Below are 17,875 nucleotides of genomic sequence, written 5' to 3'. Positions count from 1 at the left end.
TGCGACAGGAGACTTATGCCTCGCAAATGCGCCAGTATGATCGGCGCACGGGAGGCACCCGACGGGTTCCTCCACGAGAAGACAGAGGGAGTGGACCCGTGATGACCCGTTCCGCGCGCAGGACCCGCCGGACCCTGCAAGTGGCAGGTGCCGGAGCCGCCGCACTGCTGGCCCTGAGCGCGTGCTCCTCCGACTCGGACTCCGACTCCGCCAAGTCCGACTCCTCAGCGTCGACGTCCTCGTCTCCGAAGCTGTCCGGCACGGTCACCGTGTTCGCCGCCGCCTCGCTGCAGGAGAGCTTCTCGGCCCTGGGCAAGGAGTTCGAGAAGCAGCACCCGGGCACCAAGGTCACCTTCAGCTTCGGCGGCAGCGACTCGCTCGCCGCGAGCATCACGGGCGGTGCCCCGGCCGACGTGTTCGCCTCGGCCAGCCCCAAGACGATGGCGATCGTGACGGACAAGGGCGACGGGGTCGGCACGCCCGCCACCTTCGTCCGCAACCAGCTGGAGATCGCCACCCTGCCGGGCAACCCCGACAAGGTCGCCTCCCTCAAGGACCTCACCAAGTCGGGCCTCAAGGTCGTCCTGTGCGACAAGACGGTGCCCTGCGGCGCGGCCGCCCAGAAGGCCCTGGACGCCAGCAAGCTGAAGCTCACCCCGGTCTCCTACGAGGAAGACGTCAAGTCCGCCCTCAACAAGGTGGTCCTGAAGGAGGCCGACGCCGCGGTCGTCTACAAGACGGACGTGAAGGCCGCGGGTGACAAGGTGGAGGGCGTGGACTTCCCCGAATCGGCCGACGCCATCAACGACTACCCGATCACCCTCCTCAAGGACGCGCCCAACGCGGCGGCGGCCAAGGCCTTCATCGCCCTGGTGCAGTCCGCCGAGGGCCAGAAGGTGCTGACCGAGGCCGGATTCCTCAAGCCGTGACCCCGAGCGACACGCCCGACGCCGCGGCCGAGACCCTGGAGTCCGGCCCGCGGCGAAGGCGTGTCCGCAAGGGCCTGAACAGGGGCGTCCCCCTCCCGTTGCTCCTGCCCGCCCTCCTGGGCCTGGCCTTCCTCCTGCTCCCCCTGCTCGCGTTGCTGGTCCGAGCACCGTGGAGCACTCTCCCCACCCAACTCACGAGCACGGAGGTATGGCAGGCACTCCGCCTGTCCCTCCTCTGCGCCACAGCGGCGACGGCGGCAAGCCTGGTGATCGGCGTCCCCCTGGCCTGGCTGCTGGCCCGCACGGAGTTCCCGGGCCGCGGCTTGGTACGGGCCTTGGTGACCCTCCCCCTGGTCCTGCCCCCCGTCGTCGGCGGCGTGGCCCTCCTCCTGGCCCTGGGCCGCAACGGCATCGTCGGGCAGTGGCTCGACTCCTGGTTCGGCATCACGCTCCCGTTCACCACCACGGGCGTCATCGTGGCGGAGACCTTCGTGGCGATGCCGTTCCTGGTCATCAGCGTGGAAGGCACGTTGCGCGCGGCGGACCCCCGCTACGAGGAGGCGGCCACGACTTTGGGCGCCTCCCGCTTCACGGCGTTCCGCCGAGTAACCCTCCCCTTGATCGCCCCGGGCATCGCGGCGGGCGCGGTCCTGGCCTGGGCCCGGGCGCTGGGCGAATTCGGAGCGACGATCACTTTCGCCGGCAACTTCCCCGGCCGCACCCAAACGATGCCCCTGGCGGTCTACTTGGCCCTCCAGAACAACCCGGAAGCCGCCATCGCCCTGAGCCTGGTCCTCCTCGCCGTCTCGATCACAGTCCTGGCGGCACTACGGGAACGGTGGGTGAGCCCGGCGTGAGGGGGATGGGTTGGAGCGGCGGAACCTCGAGGACCGGGCGCTGGCTAGCCGGTGTGTCGACAGGAACGCGCTCAACCGCGGGCTGGACCGACGCATACCGAGACACCTCTGAGGTCGCCGGCGCCTCGACGAACACCCGCTGGACGACAGCCTGATGACGAACACCCGCTGGATGACCGCCTGATGACGAACACTCCTCCCGCAGCCGCCGACGGCGCGAAGCCCCCACAGGGGCCACCCGCACCCAACAACGAAACCAGCACGGGTGGTGCGGGTGGGAACTCTTTCCCGGCCGAAGGCCGGGCACCCTCCACGCACCCGCACCAGCCCCCCGGCCTGGACGCCCACCTCGTCGTAGACCTCAACACCTTCCGCCTGGACATCAAACTCACCGCCGCCCCCGGCGACGTAGTAGCCCTCCTAGGCCCGAACGGCGCAGGCAAAACAACCGCCCTACGAACCCTCGCCGGCCTCACCCCCCTCACCTCCGGCCACCTCCACCTCGACGGCACCCCCCTACACCGCACACCCCCCGAATCCCGCCCCGTAGGCGTCGTATTCCAGGACTACCTCCTCTTCCCCCACCTCACGGCCCTGGACAACGTCGCCTTCGGCCCCCGCTGCCACGGCGCAACAAAAAAAGAAGCCAGAGCCCAAGCAACAACCTGGCTGACCCGTATGGGTCTGAAGGCCCACACCACCACCAAACCCCGCCACCTCTCCGGCGGCCAAGCCCAACGCGTAGCCCTGGCAAGAGCCCTGGCCACCAACCCCCGTCTACTCCTCCTGGACGAACCCCTCGCCGCCCTGGACGCCCGCACCCGCCTCGACATCCGCACCCAACTCCGCCACCACCTGGCCGACTTCGAGGCAGTAGCGGTCCTCGTCACCCACGACCCCTTGGACGCCATGGTCCTGGCCGACCGCTTGGTGGTCATCGAGGACGGCCGAGTGGTCCAGGAAGGCACCCCCACCGACATCGCCCGCCACCCCCGCACGGACTACATCGCCCAACTCGTAGGCCTCAACCTCTACAAGGGCGAGGCCGAAGGCCACACGGTCACCCTCGCCACGGGCCCGGAGATCACCACCGCGGAACACCTCACCGGCGAGGCCTTCGTCGCGTTCCCACCCAGCGCCGTCACCCTCCACCGCACCCGCCCCACCTCCACCAGCGCCCGCAACCTCTGGCACTGCGAGGTCGCCGGCCTGGAAACCCACGGCGACCAGATCCGCGCGGACCTCACCGGCGAACTCCCCCTCGCCGCCGACCTCACCACCGTCGCCGCGGCCGAACTCGACCTGCACCCCGGCGCCTCGGTCTGGGCGACGGTCAAGGCGACGCAGACGCACGCGTACCCGGCATAAAGCCTCACAAGGCCCCACACGGCCTACGGTGATGGCCATGACCCTCAGCATCCGCAACCAGCTCCCCGGCACCGTCACCACCGTCACCCCCGGCGAGGTGATGGCGACCGTAGGCATCCGCCTCACCGGCGGCCAGAACCTCACCGCAGCGATCACCCGCGAAGCCGTCACCGACCTCTCCCTCGCCCCGGGCACCCCCGTCCGCGCCCTGGTGAAGTCGACCGAGGTCTCCCTCTCCACCGGCCCGGTCGAGGGCCTCTCGGTCCGCAACCAACTCCCCGGCACGATCACGGAGATCACCACCGGAGAGGCGATGGCCTCGGTCAAACTCGACGTCGAGGGCGGCGCCCTGACCGCCGCCATCACCCGCGAGGCCGTGGACGACCTCGCCCTCAAGACCGGCGACCCGGCCGTCGCGTTGATCAAGTCGACGGAAGTCTCGCTGTCGACGACCTGACGCAGAAACAGAAGGGCTCCCGCCGACATCCATCCGGCAGGAGCCCTTCCGTCCGCTCAGCGCTGTCAGTCCTCGTACGCGTCCAACGGCGGGCAGGAGCACACCAGGTTGCGGTCACCGAAGGCCTGGTCGATCCGCCGCACCGGCGGCCAGTACTTGTCGGCCACCGAGACCCCGCCCGGGAACACGGCCTCCTCACGCGTGTACGCGTGCTCCCACGCGCCGCCCAGCGCGCGTGCCGTGTGCGGAGCGTTCCGCAGCGGGTTGTCGTCGGCGGGCCACTCGCCCGCCCCCACCTTCTCGATCTCCGCGCGAATGGCGATCATCGCCTCGCAGAACCGATCCAGTTCGATCAGGTCCTCGGACTCCGTCGGCTCGATCATCAGCGTGCCGGCCACCGGGAAGGACATCGTCGGCGCGTGGAACCCGTAGTCGATCAGCCGCTTGGCGACGTCGTCGACGCTCACACCGGTCGCCTTGGTCAGCGGCCGCAGATCGATGATGCACTCGTGCGCGACCAGCCCGCCGGGCCCGGTGTAGAGCACGGGGAAGTGCGGCTCCAGGCGCTTGGCGATGTAGTTGGCGCTGAGCACCGCCACCTGCGTGGCCCGCTTCAGCCCCTCGCCGCCCATGAGCCGGACGTACGCCCACGAGATCGGCAGAATGCCGGCCGACCCCCAGGGCGCGGCCGAGATCGGCCCCACACCCGTCTCGGGCCCGGCCGCCGGCTGCAGCGGGTGGTTCGGCAGGTACGGCGCAAGGTGCTCGCGCACACCGACCGGCCCGACACCCGGACCGCCGCCACCGTGCGGAATGCAGAACGTCTTGTGGAGATTCAGGTGCGAGACGTCCCCGCCGAAGTGCCCCGGCTTGGCAAGCCCCACAAGGGCGTTGAGGTTGGCGCCATCGACGTACACCTGCCCACCGACTTCGTGGACCTGCGCGCAGATGTCCGCGACATGCTCCTCGAACACACCGTGCGTGGACGGGTACGTGATCATCAGCACCGACAGCTCGTCCCGGTACTGCTCGATCTTCGCCCGCAGATCCTCGACGTCGATCTCGCCGTCCCCGGCGGTCTTCACGACGACGACCTTCATGCCCGCCATCACGGCGCTCGCGGCGTTGGTCCCGTGCGCGGACGACGGAATCAGACACACGGTCCGCTGCTCGTCCCCGTTGGCACGGTGATATCCACGTACGGCGAGCAGCCCGGCCAGCTCCCCCTGCGACCCGGCGTTGGGCTGCAGCGACACCTTGTCGTACCCGGTGACCTCGGCGAGCCGCTCTTCCAGCTCACGGATGAGCGTCAGATAGCCCTGCGCCTGCTCGGCGGGCGCGAAGGGATGCAACTGCCCGAACTCGGGCCAGGTGACCGGCTCCATCTCCGTGGTGGCGTTGAGCTTCATCGTGCAGGAGCCCAGCGGGATCATGCCGCGGTCGAGCGCGTAGTCACGGTCGGCCAGCTTGCGCAGGTAGCGCAGCATCGCCGTCTCGGAACGGTGCTCCTGGAAGACGGGGTGGACCAGGAACTCGTCGCTCCGCAGAAGCGCCTGCGGAATGGTCTCCCCGGCGACCGCGTCCAGCGCGTCCACGTCCCCCGCGACCCCGAACGCGGCCCACACGGAACGCAGTTGGGCCCGCGCGGTTGTCTCGTCACAGGCGATCGACACGTGATCGGCGTCGACCGGGTACAGGTTGACCCCGTTGTCCCGCGCGGCGGCGACGACCTCGGCGGCCCGCCCTTCCACGCGCACGGTAAGGGTGTCGAAGTAAGCCCCGTGCACGACCTCGACACCACCGGCCCTGAGCCCCTCGGCCAGGATCGTGGCGTACCGATGCGTGCGCCGCGCGATCACCCGCAGGCCCTCAGGCCCGTGGTAGACGGCGTACATACCGGCCATGACGGCGAGCAGCACCTGCGCGGTACAGATGTTGCTGGTGGCCTTCTCCCGACGGATGTGCTGCTCACGCGTCTGCAGCGCGAGCCGGTAGGCCTTGTGCCCGTCGGCGTCCACGGACACACCCACGAGCCGCCCGGGCAGGCTCCGCGCGAACTTCTCGTGCACGGCCATGTAGCCCGCGTGCGGCCCGCCGAAGCCCATCGGCACACCGAACCGCTGCGTCGTACCGACGGCGATGTCCGCTCCCAGCTCACCGGGCGACTTCAGCAGTGTCAGCGCCAGCAGATCGGCGGCGACGGTGACGAGCGCACCGAGCCCGTGCGCCTGGTCGATCAACGGCTTGATGTCCCGTACGACACCGGAGGCGCCGGGGTACTGGACGAGAACGCCGTTGATCTCCCGCTCCGCGACCTCGGCCGGGATGCCGTCGGCGAGGTCGGCGACCACGACCTCCACGCCGGCCGGCTCGGCCCGCGTCTGGATCACGGCGATGGTCTGCGGCAACGCGTCCGCGTCGACCAGGAACAGACCCTTCTTGTTCTTGCCCATCCGCCGGGACAGCGCCACGGCCTCGGCGGCGGCGGTGCCCTCGTCGAGCAGCGAGGCACCGGAGGTGGGCAGCCCGGTCAGGTCGGCGACCATGGTCTGGAAGTTGAGCAGAGCCTCAAGGCGACCCTGCGAGATCTCCGGCTGGTACGGCGTGTAGGCCGTGTACCAGGCCGGGTTCTCCATCACGTTGCGCAGGATGACGGGCGGCGTGAAGGTCCCGTAGTACCCGAGGCCGACCATGGAGTCGAGCACCTGGTTCTGATCGGCGAGCGACCGCAGCTCGGCCAGCACCTCGGCCTCGGTGCGCGCACCGGGCAGGTCCAGGTCATCGGCGTTCTTGATCACATCCGGCACCGCGGCGGCGGTGAGCTCGTCCAGCGAGCCGTAGCCGACCTGCGCGAGCATCTTGGCCCGCGCCTCCTGGTCGGGCCCGATGTGGCGCTGCTCGAACGGGATTCCCGCTTCGAGCTCGGAGAGCGGAGTGCGATGGGCGGTCATTGCGGAGGCCTCCTGGTCGGTCACGACCTTCGAGGGGCACCACGGCACGGGTACCCCGACGGCCTCCCCCTCTGTCATCTCAACCTGAGAGCTTCACCGGGCATCCCGAAGGGGCCCGACTTTCACCGTCGGTGAGAGCGGAGGCCTTCGACACCCGCCCTGCTTTCCAGAGTGACCTCGTCCGTGCGGTACGTGGGCCTGAGAGATTCCGGGGAGGATTTGCTCCTTCGGCGCCTCCGATGATGTCTGGAGGACTCTCCCGCACGGGGTCAGCAGCCGCTGCCAGCCTACCAGCGGGCACACCGCACGGGCCTTCGAGTGGCCACCATCACCAATGTGCTCTTTTGTAGTGTTTACGAGTGCGTCGCGACCACGTGGAGGCCCCGTGCAGACCGACATCGATCCACGCAACCTGATCGGCCGCAAGGCGTTCGACCGCAACGGCACCAAGATCGGCACGATCGACGAGATCTACCTCGACGACGCGACCGGCGTGCCGGAGTGGGCCGCCATACGCACCGGCCTCTTCTCCCGCGACGCCTTCGTCCCCCTGGAACCCAGCGAACTGGTCGAAGGCACCCTCCACGTCCCCTTCGAACGCGCCCTCATCAAAGACGCCCCCGACTTCGGCGTAGGCCGCCACCTCTCCCCCCAACAAGAACTCCAGCTCTACCACCACTACGGCCTCGACACAGCACCCCCACCAACGTTCCCAGACAGAAACTTCGGCAAGCTGGCAGGCACAGAAGACGCAGACGCCTGAGCCGTCTGCCGACATCTACCCACTCCTTGCTCAACTTGCGCGCAGTCGTGCCGCTGAGGCGCCACCCACCCCACAGCCAGACGGCCCCACCCACCAGCCTCGCGGCAGGCGGCGGCGCGCCGCGCCCCCAAACCCACCTAGCCTGCGGGCAGTCGTGCCGCTGGGGCGGCACGGGTGGGCGCAGGCGGCACCCCGTCAGCGCCGGGCTGCGCGACCCACCCCCGCCCAGCCCCACCGACGGTCACGTCCGAACCCCGTCCACGGAAACCCCGGCCCCTCCGCCTCCGCCTCCCGAAACCAACGGCAACGGATCCGCCGGCTCCAACTCAAGGTCATCGACCCGAAACGTCCGCACCCTCCCCGGCTCAGACCCCGGCGTCTCAAACCGCACAGTCACCCGCCCAAGCCCACTCCCCTGCACCCACCCATGCCCAAATTCGGCATGCCGCACATCATGCCCCGAAGGCCACCGCCGCTCAGCAGCAACAATCACCTGCTCCTCAACCGCCTCCGCGTCCCCCTCCCCCACCTCAACCTCCACATCCGAGTACTCCACACCCACCCCACCCCCAACAACCGCCCCCGCTTCCGCTTCCGCCTCCGCCGCCTGCGCAAAAAGATCCTCCTGCGTGAAGTCGGCAAGCCCACTAACCCCCACCCCCAACAACCGCACCCCACCCGTCGTATCCACAGCCTCCAACAACCGCAAGGCAGCCTCCCGCACCACCCCAGGGTCATCCGTAGGCCCCCGCAAGGTCTCGGACCGAGTCAACGTGGAGAAGTCGTACCGCCGCACCTTCAACACGATGGTCCGCCCGGACAACCCCGCCGACCGCAACCGCCCCACACACCGATCCGCCAGCCGCTGCACCTCCAACCCCACCCGCACCCGGTCATGAATGTCCACGTCGTACGTGTCCTCGACCGACACCGACTTGGTCTCCCGCTCAGCGACGACAGGCCGATCATCACGCGCCAACGCCATCGCGTAGAGACCGTGCCCGTGCGCCTTCCCCAACAGCCGCACCAGCTCGTCCTCCCCCGCCTCGGCCAGATCGTCGACCGTGGTGATCCCGGCCCGCCGCAGATGGTCCCCCGTCGCCGGCCCCACCCCCGGCAGGATCCGCACCGGCATCGGCCCGAGCATCGCCCGCTCGGTCCCCGGCTCGATGAGCACCAGCCCGTCCGGCTTGGCCTCCTCGGAGGCGATCTTGGCGAGCATCTTGGACGCGGCCAGGCCGACGGACCCGGTCAGCCCCGTGACCGCCCGTATGTCCGCGCGCAGCTTCTCCCCGACCAACCGCGCCGACGCCCTGTCCCAGGCCGCCCCGTCGGTCTCCAGGTCCACGAACGCCTCGTCCAGGCTCAGCGGCTCCACCAGCGGCGACAACAGGTGCAGGAGCCCCATCACCTGCTCGCTGATCGCCCGGTAGAACCCGAAGCGCGGCACCAGATACGCGGCGTTCGGCGCGAGCCGCCGCGCCTGGGCCATCGGCATCGCCGACCTGACCCCGAACACCCGAGCCTCGTACGAGGCGGTCGCGACCACCCCACGCGGCCCGAGCCCGCCCACCACGACGGCTTTCCCGCGCAGACTCGGCTTGGACGCCTGCTCCGCCGAGGCGTAGAAGGCATCCATGTCGAGATGCAGGATCGTGGGCGCGTTTCTCACATCTCCGATGCTGCACTACGCCACTGACAACGCACCCGTACGACCGCCGGGTGCCGCCCCGAGCCGCTCAGACGGCCCGGTTGCGGCGCCGCGCCAGCTCGTCCGCGGGATTGTTCCCGACCAGCGTCTCGCCCGTGTCGACGCGCTCGCCGTGCAGCTGCGAGAGCGCGCTCTCGACGTCCCGCCACACCACTCCGACGGCGATCCCGAAGATGCCCTGGCCGCCCTGGAGCAGCGCGTGGACCTCGTCCGGCGAGGTGCACTCGTAGACCGTGGCGCCGTCGCTCATCAGCGTCATGCGCTCCAGATCGCGGAACCCGCATGCCCGCAGGTGCTGGACCGCGGTGCGGATGTTCTGAAGGGACACACCCGTGTCCAGGAACCGCTTGACGATCTTCAGGACGACGACGTCCCGGAAGCTGTACAGCCGCTGCGTGCCCGACCCGTGGGCGGGCCGCACGCTCGGCTCCACGAGCCCGGTGCGCGCCCAGTAGTCCAGTTGGCGGTAGGTGATCCCGGCGGCCGCACAGGCCGTAGGACCTCGGTAGCCGATCTGCTCGGACGCCATGGACGCCGCCCCTCCGCTGCTCGGCACGGCCGCCGGCCGCTGCGGGACGTGACCGGGCGCGCTGCTGTGATGGGGATCCCCCCAACCCGAACGCAGTTGAGAGCTTGGGGGAGGGTACGGACCGCTCTCCCCGAGACCGTGTCCCGGGGCACCCCCAGCCGTACCGTCGCCGCTGCTTCTCACGCCGACCTCCGTCCTTGACCTGCCTTCACGACGGTAGGCAGTCACCAGGGGTGCGTCAACGATCGCCACACTCGGCACGCCGGGTGATAATCACCCTAGGAGTGGTTTCCCGCACCCAACCGCGGGGAAAGGCTAGCCGAATGTGCCCGGAGCAAGGCCCAGGACGCTCGCAGTGGCCTCCGGCAATTGCCGGCATTTCCTCCGCGCCCCGCGCCTCACTGGCTGCTGGTGCCGAAATCCTCGGGTGAGATCTGGTCGAGGAACTCGCGGAACTTCTCCACCTCGTCCTCCTGCTCGTCCGGGATCGCGATGCCGGCGTCGTCCAGCACGCCGTCGCTGCCGTAGATCGGCGTGCCCGTGCGCAGCGCCAGCGCTATGGCGTCGGACGGGCGCGCGCTCACCTCGACCCCGCTGGCGAAGACCAGTTCGGCGTAGAAGACGCCCTCGCGCAGGTCGGTGATGCGCACTTCGGTGAGCTCCTGGCCGACGGCCTCCAGCACGTCCTTGAACAGGTCGTGGGTCAGCGGTCGTGCGGGGGCCATGCCCTGCTGGGCGAAGGCGATCGCCGTAGCCTCGCCCGGCCCGATCCAGATGGGGAGGTAACGGTCGCCTCCCACTTCACGCAGGAGCACGATCGGTTGGTTGGAGGGCATTTCGACCCGGACACCTACGACATCGAGCTCGTTCACACAGCAACCCTAGGACGTGCCCGGGACGTTTGGGTAGTCGGGCAGGGAACGGGGGGATGATCCGGCCGCCGCGTGGCGCCCGGCTCAGGGCAGGCGCACGCCCAGCGCGGTCTGCACGAGCGCGGCGTGCAGCCGTACGGTGAGCGCCGCCAGCTCCTTCGTACGGGCCTCCGCGTGGGCCCTGGTCTGCGGATTGCGATGGCGTTTCAGCGGGGCGACCACCTGGTCCACGAGCCCGGCCTCGCGATCGGCCGCCGCTTTCATCACCCGAAGGTGGCGCGGCTCGATCCCGAACCGGCCCAGCTCCACGACGAGCACGGCCACGGTGGCCGCCTCGGCGTCGTACGCCCCGTCCGGCAACGGCCCGACGAGCCCGTACGACTCCCACTCCTCGAGCTCCTGCTCCCCGATGCCGGCCGCCGCCAGCAGCTCGTCCCGGCCGATCCGGGCCGCCGTGGGACCCTCGGGGACCTCCAGGGCGGTCTCGCCGTCCCTCTGACGCCCCACGGCGGGCAGCAGTACGGCCTCACCGCGCTCCATGGCGTCCAGGTGCTCCCGGATGACCTTGAGCGGCAGATAGTGGTCCCGCTGCATCCTCAGGACGTGGCCGAGGCGCTCGACGTCACCGGGGCTGAACTTGCGGTACCCCGAGGGGGTCCGCTGCGGCTCGATGAGCCCCTCCGACTCCAGGAAACGGATCTTGGAGATGGTGACTTCGGGGAACTCGTCGCGCAGCACGTTCAGCACCGTGCCGATGCTCATCAGTCCACTGTCCGCGGCGGCGGCGCCGTGTCCGGCCCCGCCGCTCGGTGTATGAAGCATGGACCTTCTCCGTGGAGGGTCAGTAGCCTCGCTGGCTCGCGTAGAACACCAGCCGGTACTTGCCGATCTGCACCTCGTCGCCGTTGTTCAGCGCGACCGAGTCGATCCGCTCGCGGTTGACGTACGTGCCGTTCAGACTGCCCACGTCGGCCACTGTGAACGAACCGTCCGCGGCGCGGCGGAACTCCACGTGCCGGCGCGAGACCGTCACGTCGTCCAGGAAGATGTCGCTCTGCGGGTGACGCCCGGCCGTGGTCAGATCGCCGTCCAGCAGGAAGCGACTGCCCGAGTTCGGCCCCCTGCGCACCACGAGGAGCGCGGAACCCAGCGGCAGCGCGTCCACCGCGGCCTGTGCCTCGGGAGAGAGCGCCGGGATCTGGGTCTGCCCGGTCACCTCGGCGTCGTACGCCTCGAGACCGGAGATGGAGATCGTCGAAGTCGTCTCGGACGGCCGCTCGGCACCGCCCCGCAACGGCGCGCCGCAGTTGGAACAGAAGCGACTGTTCTCCGCGTTGCGGTTGCCGCACCTCGTACACACCAGGGCCGACATAGGGGAAAACCCTCCACCCGTACTTGAGGTTGACGGCTGCCCGAAACCTATGCCGCCGGACTGCGCAGGGTCAACAGACGGCGCGCCCTGACCTCCGGGAACGTCACCACCCTGACCGCCCACCTGGTCCCGGAACAGCGGACGCTCGCCTTCCGCGTCTGGCTGTGCGCGATGACGAGCGGTCGCGTTCGCATTGTCGCTACCCTCTCGCGCGCTCTTGCCGAACAACTTCGCAAACAACTTCACGGGCGATTCCCCTTGACCGAAACAGACCCGCCCGTGGGGCAGGACGAACCCTGATTGCATACACCGGCCGACCCGGACATCCTCACAACGTCCGTATCCACCAGACAGTTTCCACCACGCACCACCCATTCGGTGCGCCGACCCCCCGCAACCTCATGCCCCTGCCGGACGGCCCCCATGCACCGCCGGTTCACTGAGAGGACGACCGAGCGTAGTCAGGCTGCTTCGCCGCTCGCAAGGCGTCCACGACGATCTTGGTCGACCGCTCGACGGTAACGGTGGCCTGCTCCTTCTCGAGAGTCTGCACCACGCCTCCAGGGATGTTGAGCGCCGGCTCCAGGTCCTCCGGCTTGCCGATGACCTTGAAACGATAGGGCGCGTTGATCTTGTTCCCGTCGACGCTCACGCTCTTGTCGGAGTCCGTGAGGTAGGTCCCCGCGACGACCCGTACGCCGTTCACCTGGATCGCCTCCGCGCCGGCCGCGCGCAACTCCTGGATCGCGTCGAGCAGCATGTCCGCCTCGACCGTTCCCTTCGTGTCGTCGATGGTCATCGTGATGCCAGGACCCTGCGCGGCCACGGTGCCCGCCAGAATGCCGAGTTGCCCCTCTTTCTCGACGGTCTGCTTGCGGGCCTCCTCGGCCTGGTCGGAGCTGTTCTCCAGCTCGTCGCGCTGCTTCTCCAGTCCTTGCTTCTCGTCCTCAAGACGCTGTGTGCGGTCGTCCAGTTCATCGAGGATGCGAACGAGATCCTCCTGGCGTGCTCCGCGCAGGGCACTGTCGCTGTCGCTGTTCGAGGCGACCTGCACGGCCAAGCCGAAGCCGAGCCCGAACAGCAGGACGGCGACGATGAGTTGGGCCCGGGTGACGCGCGGCGGCCAGACGCCCTTCGCCAGTCGCTGCCGCCCGGTGAGGCCGGGCGCCGGCTCGGAGGGCGTCTCCGCGGCCTTCGAGGACTCCGCGGCCTCGGGGGCCGTCGCGGGCACCTCTTCGGGCAGTTCCTTGCGCAACCTGTGCTCAGGCGTTGTCTCGGGTGTCTCTTCGTTCTCGCTCATCGGCCTCACGCCCGGAAGACGTGCCGACGGATCGCCGCGGCGTTCGAGAAGATGCGGATCCCCAGGACGACGACGACACCGGTCGACAGCTGGGCGCCCACGCCCAACTTGTCGCCCAGGAAGACGATCAGCGCGGCCACGACCACGTTGGACAGGAACGACACCACGAAGACCTTGTCGTCGAAGATGCCGTCGAGCATGGCCCGCAGACCGCCGAAGACGGCGTCCAGCGCCGCCACGACGGCGATCGGCAGATAAGGCTCGACGACCGCCGGAACCTCGGGCCGGACCAAGAGGCCGGCCACGACTCCCACGACGAGGCCCAGTACGGCGATCACGATGTGCCCTTCTCATTTTTCTCGGTGTTCGGCTGTGCGGTACGTACGATCACACTCGGTGCGGCGGCCAACCGGACGTCGTCCTCGGTGGAGATGGCGGTCCTGATGCCGTAGTTCTCCTGAAGCGCATGCAGATACAGCCCGTCGGCACTGTTCTGGAACCTGGTGCTCAACCGCTTTCGGTCCCCCACGGCGAGCACCGTATACGGCGGAACCAATGGCTTGTTGTCGACCAGTATCGCGTCACCCGCGGCCCTGATCGCCGACAGTGCCGTCAGCCGCTGTCCGTTGATGGAGACGGCCTCGGCCCCGGACTCCCACAGCCCGTTGATCACGCGCTGCATGTCCCGGTCGCGCACCCGCCCGGTATCGGAGAAGCCGTTGGTCTCCCGCGGGTTGCCGTCACCGCCGGTGGTCGCTTCCTTGGCGTCGTTCACGACGAGCTTCACGCCCGGGCCGTGGACGGCGACGGCACCCGACAGGATGCCCACGAGCTCCGACTGGTCCTCGCCGCCGCTCTTCTTGAGAGCCTCGCGCTGCCGGTCGCCCACGTCGTCGCGCAGCTTGTCGACGGAGCCCTCCAACTTGTCGGTCGCGTCGGTCTCACGGTCGATACGGTCGATCAGTTCCTCGCGCTCCTTGGCGACGACGGGAGCCGCCACGCGCGCCTGCGCCGCACCCACGGTGACGACGAGCGCCGCGAGCACCAGCCCGGCGGCGAGACCGAGCCTGGCGCGGAGGGTCTTGGGCATACCGCCGGCCCCCGCGGCCTTCTTCCGGTCGGCCGCCTCGGCATAGCCGTCGTCGAGGCTGTGATCCATGACGTTGGTGAGCAGCGACATGGACGCGTCCGGCCGGGAAGGGCGCGTGGGTGTCCTCCGAATGGGGGGCTGCTGCGGCATGCCGCACATCGTCGCACGTCGTGGCCACTACCTCCGAATGGCCCCACCGGCGTGCCGGACAGGCCCCCTTGGGGACACTTGTCCGGCACGCACGCGTGCTTCGTCTTTCAGCGACCGGCGCTGTCCACGACCGCCGACCACTCGTCGAGCAGGGCCTGGGCGGACGCGTCGTCCGGCCCCTCGGCCCACAGGTGGGTGACCGCCTCGGCCGGGTCCGGCAGCACCATCACCCAGCGCCCGTCGGTCTCCACCACACGCACACCGTCGGTGGTGTCCACGAAGCGCTCTCCGGCCGCCTCGACGACTCGGCGCATCACAAGTCCCTTGACCGCCCACGGAGTCGCCAGATCCCGCTTCAGGACATGCGCCCGCGGAATCCGCGCGTCGATCTGGCTGAGCGTGAGCTGCGTCCGCGCCACCAGCCCGATCAACCGTACGAAAGCCGCCGTACCGTCGAAGACGCTGCTGAACTCCGGGACGATGAAGCCGCCCTTGCCGTCGCCGCCGAAGATGGTCGTCTCGTCACGGCCCACCCGGGTCAGGTCGTCGGGCGAGGTCGTCGTCCACTCCACCTGAGTGCCGTGGTACGCCCCCACCTGCTCGGCGATCCTCGTCGTGGTCACCGGCAGCGCCACCCGCCCACTGCGCCGCTCCGCGGCCACCAGGTCGAGCATGACGAGCAGCGCGCGGTCGTCCTCGACAATCCGGCCCTTCTCGTCGACCAGCGAAAGCCGCTCACCGACGGGGTCGAAGCGCACTCCGAACGCGGCCCGCGAGGACGCGACGATCTCACCGAGCCGCACCAGCCCCGACCGCCGCACATCCCCGGTCTCCGTAGGCCTGGACTCGTCCAGGCCAGGGTTGATGGTCAGCGAGTCCACACCCAACTTGCCCAACAGGCTGGGCAGCACGAGCCCGGCACTGCCGTTCGAGGCGTCGACCACGACCTTCAGCCCGGAATCGGCGACCCCGGTGGTGTCGACGTTCCGCAACAACGAACCCGTGTACGAGTCGAAGACGCTGCCGGGAAAGTACAGGTCCCCGATCTCACCGGGGAACGCGCGCCGGTACTCCTGCCGCGCGAACACCCGGTCCAGCTTCCGCTGACTGCCCTGCGACAGGTCGGCGCCCCGCCCGTCGAAGAACATGATGTCCACGGAGTCCGGCACTCCAGGAGTGGTCCGGATCATGATCCCGCCGGCACTACCCCGAGCGGTCTGCTGCCGAGCCACGGGCAGCGGTACGTTCTCCAGGTCGCGTACGTCGATGGCGCTGGCCTGCAGCGCGGAAATGACCGCCCGCTTGAGCGCACGCGCACCACGCGAGTGATCGCGTGCTGTGGTGACGGTCGAACCCTTCTTCAGAGTCGTCGCGTAGGCGCCGGCGAGACGCACGGCGAGTTCGGGCGTGATCTCCACGTTCAGGATTCCGGAGACACCGCGCGCCCCGAAGAGATGCGCCTGTCCTCTGGACTCCCAGATGACGGAGGTGTTGACGAAGGCGCCGGCCTCGATGGTCTTGAACGGGTAGACCCGCACATTCCCCTGGATGATCGATTCTTCACCGATCAAGCACTCGTCACCGATGACCGCGCCGTCCTCGATCCGCGCGGCCCGCATGATGTCGGTGTTCTTTCCGATGACACAGCCACGCAGATTGCTGTGCTGCCCGACGTAGACGTTGTCGTGCACGACGGCCTTGTGCAGAAAGGCCCCGGATTTCACGACGACGTTGGAGCCGACGACGCTGTGCTCACGGATTTCGGCACCGGCCTCGACCTTGGCGTAGTCGCCGATGTAGAGCGGCCCGCGGAGAACGGCATCGGGATGCACCTCGGCACCCTCGGCCACCCAGACACCCGGCGAGAGCTCGAACCCGTCGATCTCGACGTCGACCTTGCCCTCGAGGACATCGGCCTGGGCCTTCACATAGCTCTCGTGCGTGCCGACGTCCTCCCAGTAGCCCTCGGCGATATAGCCGTAGATCGGCTTGCCTTCCTTCATCAACTGCGGGAAGACATCGCCGGACCAGTCGACCGAGACATCGGGTTCGACATAGTCGAAGACTTCGGGCTCCATCACATAGATGCCCGTGTTCACGGTGTCGGAGAAGACCTGTCCCCAGGTCGGCTTCTCCAGGAAGCGCTCGACCTTGCCTTCTTCGTCGACGATCGTGATTCCGAATTCCAGTGGATTCGGTACGCGAGTCAGACACACGGTGACGAGCGCACCCTTTTCCTTGTGGAAATTGATGAGCTCGGTGAGGTCGAAGTCGGTCAGGGCATCACCGGAGATGACGACGAAGGCGTCGTCCTTCAACGCTTCTTCCGCGTTCTTGACGCTTCCGGCGGTACCGAGTGGCTTCTCCTCGTTGGCATAGGAGAGCTCCATTCCGAGCTCTTCGCCGTCACCGAAGTAGTTCTTGACCAGGGACGCCAGGAACTGGACAGTCACGACGGTCTCGTTCAGCCCGTGCCTTTTGAGCAGCCTCAGCACATGCTCCATGATCGGGCGGTTGACCACTGGCAGGAGTGGCTTGGGCATGCTTGAGGTCATGGGGCGAAGGCGTGTGCCTTCACCTCCGGCCATCACGACGGCCTTCATGTCGGAAGCGTCCTCCTCGAAGAGACGACGGTCTAGCCGACTTCACCCGTCAGATTGTCCCGCACTTTTCCGCCGGGGGCCATCGAGCGACGAGCAGCACCAAACGGCGGGGTCAGTCGGCCATGGTGTCCGCACGGATCAGACGGCGGACTTGTACCACGTAGAGGACTCCTGCCCACCAATACAGCGTTGTACCCCATCCTGCGAACGCCCATCCGAAAATAGCACCGAGTGACGAGATCCATCCACTTCCGTCACTGAGCAGGAGCAACGGGAAGGCGTACATCAGGTTGAAGGTGGCGGCCTTCCCCAGGAAGTTCACCTGCGGCGGCGGATAGCCGTGCCGCCTGAGGACGCCCACCATCACCAGGAGAACCAACTCGCGCGCCAGCAGTGCGGCGGTCAACCAGATTGGCAGAATCTCACGCCAGGTGAGACCGACCAGAGTCGAGAGAATGTAGAGCCGGTCGGCCGCGGGATCGAGCAGCCGGCCAAGGCTGCTGATCTGGTTCCAACGCCGTGCCAGCTTGCCGTCCAGATAGTCGCTGATCCCGCTCAGCATCAGGACCAGCAGGGCCCAGACGTCGCTCTGCGGACCACCGAACTCGGGCCTCAGGATCAGCCACAGGAAGAGCGGCACACCGGCGAGCCGCGCCATGCTGAGGATGTTGGGGATGGTGAGCACCCGTTCCGTCTGGACACGGGTCTCTTGGACCTCCACCCGGGGGCCTCCTGTGGGAACGTTCCAACGATGCCCCCTGACCCTACCTCAACACAAAAAAGCTCCGGTTCCTGGGCTAGTGCCCAGGAACCGGAGCTATAAAAGGAGTTCGGCGGTGTCCTACTCTCCCACAGGGTCCCCCCTGCAGTACCATCGGCGCTGTAAGGCTTAGCTTCCGGGTTCGGAATGTAACCGGGCGTTT

At 68.4% G+C, this 17,875-nt stretch carries 16 protein-coding genes, 1 rRNA gene and 1 riboswitch; of the genes, 5 read left to right on the top strand and 12 right to left on the bottom strand.

The window, feature by feature from the left end:
- Positions 1-101: 101 nt before the first annotated feature.
- The 4 genes from modA to ACIP6U_RS33210 all read left to right on the top strand — a co-directional run bounded on the left by modA (position 102) and on the right by ACIP6U_RS33210 (position 3,611).
- A complete protein-coding gene (modA, locus tag ACIP6U_RS33225) occupies positions 102-929 on the top strand; it encodes a molybdate ABC transporter substrate-binding protein (RefSeq protein WP_401725665.1) in 828 nt (275 codons plus the stop codon).
- On the top strand, positions 926-1,786 hold the full coding sequence (gene modB, locus ACIP6U_RS33220) for a molybdate ABC transporter permease subunit (protein WP_401725662.1): 861 nt from the start codon (positions 926-928) through the stop codon (positions 1,784-1,786). Before modA ends, modB begins: the two co-directional genes overlap by 4 nt.
- Before the next feature lie 183 nt (positions 1,787-1,969).
- On the top strand, positions 1,970-3,154 hold the full coding sequence (locus ACIP6U_RS33215; protein WP_401725660.1) for an ABC transporter ATP-binding protein: 1,185 nt from the start codon (positions 1,970-1,972) through the stop codon (positions 3,152-3,154).
- A gap of 37 nt (positions 3,155-3,191) precedes the next feature.
- The gene (locus ACIP6U_RS33210; RefSeq protein ID WP_401725657.1) at positions 3,192-3,611 is read left to right on the top strand and encodes a molybdopterin-binding protein; all 420 of its coding nucleotides are present in this window, start codon (positions 3,192-3,194) and stop codon (positions 3,609-3,611) included.
- A 65-nt stretch (positions 3,612-3,676) separates the two neighbouring features.
- Here the strand turns inward: ACIP6U_RS33210 and gcvP are convergent, their stop codons facing one another.
- Complete coding sequence (gene gcvP / locus ACIP6U_RS33205; protein WP_401725654.1) at positions 3,677-6,562, bottom strand: aminomethyl-transferring glycine dehydrogenase; 2,886 nt, start codon at positions 6,560-6,562, stop codon at positions 3,677-3,679.
- 176 nt (positions 6,563-6,738) lie between these two features.
- Positions 6,739-6,834: riboswitch (glycine riboswitch) on the bottom strand.
- Positions 6,835-6,947: 113 nt separating this feature from the next.
- On the opposite strand from gcvP, the gene ACIP6U_RS33200 reads away from it, so the two are divergent.
- On the top strand, positions 6,948-7,325 hold the full coding sequence (locus ACIP6U_RS33200; RefSeq protein ID WP_401725651.1) for a PRC-barrel domain-containing protein: 378 nt from the start codon (positions 6,948-6,950) through the stop codon (positions 7,323-7,325).
- A gap of 241 nt (positions 7,326-7,566) precedes the next feature.
- Here the strand turns inward: ACIP6U_RS33200 and ACIP6U_RS33195 are convergent, their stop codons facing one another.
- The 11 genes from ACIP6U_RS33195 to rrf all read right to left on the bottom strand — a co-directional run.
- A complete protein-coding gene (locus ACIP6U_RS33195) occupies positions 7,567-8,997 on the bottom strand; it encodes a DNA polymerase IV (protein ID WP_401725648.1) in 1,431 nt (476 codons plus the stop codon).
- 67 nt (positions 8,998-9,064) lie between these two features.
- Positions 9,065-9,748, bottom strand: a complete 684-nt coding sequence (locus ACIP6U_RS33190) for a MerR family transcriptional regulator (protein ID WP_401725645.1) — start codon at positions 9,746-9,748, stop codon at positions 9,065-9,067.
- A gap of 215 nt (positions 9,749-9,963) precedes the next feature.
- The gene (locus ACIP6U_RS33185) at positions 9,964-10,437 is read right to left on the bottom strand and encodes a bifunctional nuclease family protein (protein ID WP_004002801.1); all 474 of its coding nucleotides are present in this window, start codon (positions 10,435-10,437) and stop codon (positions 9,964-9,966) included.
- A gap of 84 nt (positions 10,438-10,521) precedes the next feature.
- Complete coding sequence (locus ACIP6U_RS33180; RefSeq protein WP_401725643.1) at positions 10,522-11,259, bottom strand: MerR family transcriptional regulator; 738 nt, start codon at positions 11,257-11,259, stop codon at positions 10,522-10,524.
- Positions 11,260-11,278: 19 nt separating this feature from the next.
- Positions 11,279-12,184 (bottom strand): FHA domain-containing protein, encoded by a 906-nt coding sequence (locus ACIP6U_RS33175; RefSeq protein ID WP_124000481.1) that lies wholly within the window; start codon positions 12,182-12,184, stop codon positions 11,279-11,281.
- Positions 12,185-12,245: 61 nt separating this feature from the next.
- A complete protein-coding gene (locus ACIP6U_RS33170) occupies positions 12,246-13,109 on the bottom strand; it encodes a DUF881 domain-containing protein (RefSeq protein WP_401725639.1) in 864 nt (287 codons plus the stop codon).
- 5 nt (positions 13,110-13,114) lie between these two features.
- Positions 13,115-13,447, bottom strand: a complete 333-nt coding sequence (locus ACIP6U_RS33165; RefSeq protein WP_003988855.1) for a small basic family protein — start codon at positions 13,445-13,447, stop codon at positions 13,115-13,117.
- Entirely contained in the window at positions 13,444-14,358 is a 915-nt protein-coding gene (locus ACIP6U_RS33160; protein ID WP_401725636.1) for a DUF881 domain-containing protein, read from the bottom strand. Before ACIP6U_RS33160 ends, ACIP6U_RS33165 begins: the two co-directional genes overlap by 4 nt.
- A 98-nt stretch (positions 14,359-14,456) precedes the next feature.
- Complete coding sequence (locus tag ACIP6U_RS33155; RefSeq protein ID WP_124000478.1) at positions 14,457-16,952, bottom strand: mannose-1-phosphate guanyltransferase; 2,496 nt, start codon at positions 16,950-16,952, stop codon at positions 14,457-14,459.
- A gap of 112 nt (positions 16,953-17,064) precedes the next feature.
- Positions 17,065-17,673 (bottom strand): CDP-alcohol phosphatidyltransferase family protein, encoded by a 609-nt coding sequence (locus ACIP6U_RS33150; protein WP_401725633.1) that lies wholly within the window; start codon positions 17,671-17,673, stop codon positions 17,065-17,067.
- Between the two features lie 107 nt (positions 17,674-17,780).
- Positions 17,781-17,875 (bottom strand): 5S ribosomal RNA (gene rrf / locus ACIP6U_RS33145); the annotation flags it as partial.

It is taken from the genome of Streptomyces sp. NPDC088794 (genome assembly GCF_044750545.1).
GTDB lineage: Bacteria > Actinomycetota > Actinomycetes > Streptomycetales > Streptomycetaceae > Streptomyces.
Note: the sequence above shows the minus strand (reverse complement) of the source record. Positions and strands in the feature narration are given on the sequence as shown.